Annotated in this window: 7 protein-coding genes; 3 read left to right on the forward strand and 4 right to left on the reverse strand. The window is 61.6% G+C overall.

The features are described 5' to 3' along the window. A partial coding sequence (locus JZ792_RS40655) for an nSTAND1 domain-containing NTPase (RefSeq protein WP_216918251.1) occupies positions 1-342 on the reverse strand: 342 nt, incomplete at its 3' end. A 124-nt stretch (positions 343-466) separates the two neighbouring features. Then, positions 467-838 (reverse strand): Het-E N-terminal domain-containing protein, encoded by a 372-nt coding sequence (locus JZ792_RS40660; RefSeq protein ID WP_216918253.1) that lies wholly within the window; start codon positions 836-838, stop codon positions 467-469. A 987-nt stretch (positions 839-1,825) separates the two neighbouring features. On the opposite strand from JZ792_RS40660, the gene JZ792_RS43150 reads away from it, so the two are divergent. Continuing rightward, a complete protein-coding gene (locus JZ792_RS43150) occupies positions 1,826-3,250 on the forward strand; it encodes a phosphorothioated DNA-binding restriction endonuclease family protein (protein ID WP_216918255.1) in 1,425 nt (474 codons plus the stop codon). A 111-nt stretch (positions 3,251-3,361) separates the two neighbouring features. On the opposite strand, the gene JZ792_RS43350 is transcribed toward JZ792_RS43150, so the two are convergent. Further along, positions 3,362-3,664 (reverse strand): ATP dependent DNA ligase, encoded by a 303-nt coding sequence (locus tag JZ792_RS43350; RefSeq protein ID WP_368858179.1) that lies wholly within the window; start codon positions 3,662-3,664, stop codon positions 3,362-3,364. Here JZ792_RS43350 and JZ792_RS42505 point away from each other — a divergent pair. Together JZ792_RS42505 and JZ792_RS40680 are read left to right on the forward strand one after the other, a co-directional pair. Next, positions 3,647-3,952 carry a hypothetical protein gene (locus tag JZ792_RS42505; RefSeq protein ID WP_254191072.1) on the forward strand — a complete coding sequence of 102 codons (306 nt, stop codon included), beginning with the start codon at positions 3,647-3,649 and terminating at the stop codon, positions 3,950-3,952. The two genes, JZ792_RS43350 and JZ792_RS42505, sit on opposite strands and share 18 nt — an antisense overlap. Before the next feature lie 160 nt (positions 3,953-4,112). Next, on the forward strand, positions 4,113-4,430 hold the full coding sequence (locus JZ792_RS40680) for a hypothetical protein (protein WP_216918262.1): 318 nt from the start codon (positions 4,113-4,115) through the stop codon (positions 4,428-4,430). Between the two features lie 149 nt (positions 4,431-4,579). Here JZ792_RS40680 and JZ792_RS40685 read toward each other — a convergent pair. After that, the coding region (locus tag JZ792_RS40685; protein WP_216918264.1) for a hypothetical protein at positions 4,580-4,776 on the reverse strand (197 nt) is incomplete at its 5' end.

Consider the following 4,776-nt stretch of genomic DNA (forward strand, 5'->3'; position numbering starts at 1 on the left):
GGGCAGGACCCCGGCTCTCACCAGTGAGGACTTCCCCGAACCCGATACCCCGCCCACCGCCACGATCCGCGGCACGGTCAACGCGCCACGCAACTGGGCGAGCACATCCGCGATCGCGTGCTCGCGACCGAAGAACAGCGGCGCGTCGTGCTCACCGAACCAACCCAGACCCCGATACGGAAACACGACCCCGCCACCGGCATCGATCAACGGCTCCGGTGCCGGCCGATCCGGCATACCGCGATAGTTGTTGTGGATGGTGATGTTCGCGATGTTGTGGTCACCGATGATCAGGGCCTGGCTATGGCGGGCATCAACCGACCTCGCACCAGCAGCGGCCACCCTGGAATCATCCTCCACGCAGGCGGGGTCCGACTCCACTACGACACTCCCGCCGCGACCTCACCCACGAAAGCGACAGTGAGGCGACCCGAAACCCAGAACCGTCCCGCGAACAGGCACATCTCTACTCGGACGTGTTGTGAAAAGTGACGTTCATCGTGCCGCCGTCACCAGCCTGCACGCCCTGAGCGTGCCGCAGATCGTTGAACACCTGCTTGGATGGCGCCACCTCGAGCACTCGCTGCGCCAGCACCCGCACCTCGGCATCCTCGACCACCTCGGCACGTAACACCGCAGCCTCGACAGCGGCACGCTCACCGCCAGCGGCCGATTCGTTCGCTTCGATCCCCGCGAGCACCGCCCCGTCCCGGCCGTCACCGATTATACGACGACGCAACGCCGCGTACGCATCACGCACCACCGCCGACGCCGCGTCCTGGCCACCCGCAGCAGCACCAGCGATCAACGCGGCCACGATAATCGTGAACGGATCCACTTTTCCACCCCTCCCAGACATGTTGTAGGGCAAGGCTACACAGTCCGACCAGCCACAGCATCGTAACCTCGGCCTCGACATGACACCCCTCGTCATACATCAGCGACTCGACCGTTCCCGCAGATCCAGACTGTTGACACCGTCAACCCTGAACCCCGGTTTCGCCCCCTTTTCGGAGGCCGGAGACAACCAGGTGAAGCCCCTCCACTTCGTGTTCACTCCGCGCATATCAACGGCGCTGTCGATACCCTTGTCGGCAGTGTCGCGACGCCCGATTGATGCGCTACTTGAGGGTTCGCGTCCGTGTAGCCACATTGACGCTAAGCCATCGGTGCACTGCCCATCGGCAGGGATGGGCGGATATCCGACGTTGCGCCGGGGATGGGGCGATCACCTGATTCGACGCGGGGTCGTCTCATGGGCACCGGTTCTTTTCGGGTCTCATGCACGAGTCGGACCAGACCGATCAACGCGCCCGCCACCGCAAAGGAGGGCGTGATCGAAAGCGTTGAGCGCTGCGCTCATAGACTCAATGATTGGTGACAGCTGTTGGGCCCGTTCGTTGCCAGATCTCTGGCGTCGAGGTGACGTTTCGGCTCCCTAGCGCAATCAGTGAAAGGCGTAGAGTTGCACGGCCCCGTGCTAGCAGGCGGGTTGCTTGGCTGCTCCGCAGTCGGCTGTCTTTGGTGGCCGTGTGCCCCGCCGTGCGGTGATGGCGGCCTCGACAAGGTCGACATTTACTCTACTTTTTCATTATGATTCGACCGAATAGGCCCGAATATCAACGCATCACGGAATCTGAACTCGATTCAGATTCATCCTGCTAGAACAAGATATCCGAGGATATCCGTATCTGTCCGAAGCCTTTTCAGAGCCGTGGACTTGTACTCCATTGGTCGCGGGTTCGAGCCCCGCCCGCCCCACAGATCTGTTTTGGAGTCGGGTTTGGTGGGGAGCGCTGCCGCCCGGTGTTGCGGGGAGGTGTCGGTGCGCGGCGGACAATTGGCGTTGCAAATCCGCGAGATGGAAACCGGCTGGCGCCAGCGCGGAGTGCGAAGTGTCCATAAGCCGCTTCTGGTCGCGTTGCTGTTGGCAAGGTTCGGAGCCACTGGATCGGCTGCGGTGAGTTACGACGATATCGCTCCGCAACTGGCTGTTCTTTTGGACCGATTTGTATCAGCCGGTTCCCGGTCGCAACCTCACTATCCGTTCTGGCGTCTGCGGAACGACGGGTTTTGGATGATCGACCGTGCCGCTGAGCTGAGGGTCAATAATTCTGGAGACGTGCGACCCGGCGATCTGACATCCGAATTTTCTGGTAGATGGACCGACGAAGCCCTTGTGGAACTGCGGGCATTCGGTGGTCAGACGTATCTCGATATCGTATTGGATGCCTATTTTCCGCCTGCGGAAAGGCCCGAGATCCTGCACGCGGTGCTGGAGCTCGCGGGAGCTCGAGATATGGCGGCCGAATCCGCTCGGACGCTGATGGTTTGGATCGGCAGTGTATCCCGAGACAATTTCGAATTCGCGCGCGAATCGGCGACCTGGGGGATGAAACACCGGCTCGAAACCGGAGTTGAATCCTGCCGATATGTCCTGTTCGGAACCTATTTCGATGCCGACGGCAACGGAAATCCGCGTGTCGGGTCAGAGGCCTGGCTCGCCAAGGGAAGCGCGAACCTGGTGCTCGGTGAGATCAATGGACCGCAGTACGAGGGCACCGCGCCGCACTGGCCGGACGAATTTGAAAAGAGCGAGGTCATCTATCCGTACCGGTTCGGATTCGGTGAACTGGATGATCGGAGGCAGATAGCGTTGCATCGTGTGCTCGTGCCCTCGGCGATCGAGTCGCTGCGTCGAGCTGCCTGCAGTGGCAAAGTGACGACGGCGGACCTTCGTGATTCGCCGCTGTTGAGCGTCGCGCGACGTCGTCGGACGGGTGTGTTCCAGAACGCTGACGTCAGCTTCCCTTCCTCGAAAATCTACGTCGGCAGCAAGCTGACCAACGGTGCTCCCCGATCCGCGGATCCGCGGCTGAAGAAGGCAGTCGAGGACCGCTCGGTGCGTCTGGCGGTCGAATTCATGGAGAAGCGTAAGTGGTCGGTCGAGCTTCTGGGGAAACCGTTCGATCTCGTGTGTAAACGTGCCAATGGCGAGGAGAAACACGTCGAGGTGAAGGGAACGACAGGGGCGGGAACCACGGTGAACTACACGCCCAATGAGGTGGTGCACTTCCGTTCGTGTCCGTACGGAGCGGACCTCATCGTCGTTCGCGACATACAGGTGGATCTCACCACGTACGAGGCATCAGGTGGTGAATTGCTGCACTGTGAGAATTACACGGCGCCCGACGAACACTTGCAGCCGTCCGCATGGGTCGGGCAGGTTCCGGCCTGGGGCGGTAGGTGATTCCCGCCACTTGTGCGGCGAAACCCCCATCGATTTCCTCGAAATGCACCCGCACGCGAGCCGTCGCCCGCCGAGGAGATATCGATGCTGGTGTATTTCGGACCAGCGACGTCAGTTCGCATATTGCGGTCCATGTGGCAGTAGGTGATGGGTAACCAACTCCCGCCAGCACCACTGCCGGTAATGGACTATGCCGCGACTCGTGGGACTGGGGTGGCGTTGTCCTGCGTCGGTGTATTCGCGGTACTCGACCGCGACGACGAGCACTGGCCGCGCCCAATGTGCTGCCGCAGAGCCGCAATCGGCTTGCGCGCTGAAAGGGCTTGTTAGGGTGGCGTGTTCATTCAATCGTGATTGAAGGTCGCGACGGGCGTCGTTGTGAAGCCGGTACCGACAATGGCCGATTTGGACCAACCGTCCGCCGACAGGGTCGTGGGTGCCGAGAACGAGGGATCCGAATGTTCTGGTCGACGATCCCGCTGCCTGGAAGCCATCCGCGACAACCGCGGTGGCGGTCGTGCGTATCACGGTGTGATCGAAGAGTTGGAGCGGCACCTGGGCTGGCAGGTGGAACGGGTTGGAAATGATCCCTTCCAGGTGGTGTTCACTCGCGACAGTGCGGAGCTGATCGGCGTCGACGTAGAACGCTGGCCTGGCTCATCAGTGGCAACTCGCGGACTCCTTGCCGGTGGCGATATCTGACCAGCGTTGGGCGCGACCGATGTTAGCGGTGTTATCCAGTGAAGGTCCAGGTGTATGCAAGGCTCTCGAATGTCACGCGCCGCACCGTCGATGACGGTTCGAGTAACATTTGCGACCCGCTGGCGATCTTTCAGACAACATCGATTCAGGAGGTTTCGAAATGCTCTCTGCGAAGCGATTCGCCGCAGGCGCTGTCGTCGTTGCCGCAACCGCTGCCTCTGTGCTCGCTGGTGGCGGTGTGGCGCAGGCCGACGTACCGGTGTGGCAGGCGAACTGCCACCTCTACAACGTCTTCAATACCGGGGGGATGGCGAATTGTGAGTTGCCGACCTGGCATCAGGTGAAACTCACGTGCGTCGCGTGGCCTGTCCCGTTCGTCTACTGGAAGTACGGGCCCGCGCAGTACGGCCAGAATCAGTCGTGGGCCAGTTGCGATTCGTTCAATGCGTTGGTGCAGATCGAGGTTGTCCAGGCGTAGGTCGCGCTCGGGGCCGGATGTCACCACCGATTCGGTGGACGGAATCGACACCGTGTACCTCCGGAACACAGGTGCTTCCGCACTTTGTCACGCGACGTAAGTGTGATTCCCGGGTGCGCAGGTAGCGGTGACGGCATCGTGGGAAGTCATCATCGCCGAGCAGGTCCGTCCGTCGTTGACTCGGGGCCACCTCTGCCATCCCGGTCGGTGTTGGACCTCTTGCCGGTGCTGTTGTCGACTCGGCGTGGTTCGGCCAAGGGGCGGATATCGAGGGCCGCGGCGTCGCCACCGGCGCGTTTCCGTCGCAGTACGTCGAGATCGAAGACGGTCGCCTCGTGGTCCGCAT

This window comes from Nocardia noduli (assembly GCF_019038455.1).
GTDB lineage: Bacteria > Actinomycetota > Actinomycetes > Mycobacteriales > Mycobacteriaceae > Nocardia > Nocardia noduli.

What these genes read in the sequence shown, in the direction of transcription:
- JZ792_RS42505 (WP_254191072.1), top strand. Translation starts at nt 3,647, where the DNA reads ATGGCCGATTTGGACCAACCGTCCGCCGACAGGGTCGTGGGTGCCGAG.
- JZ792_RS40680 (WP_216918262.1), top strand. Translation starts at nt 4,113, where the DNA reads ATGCTCTCTGCGAAGCGATTCGCCGCAGGCGCTGTCGTCGTTGCCGCA.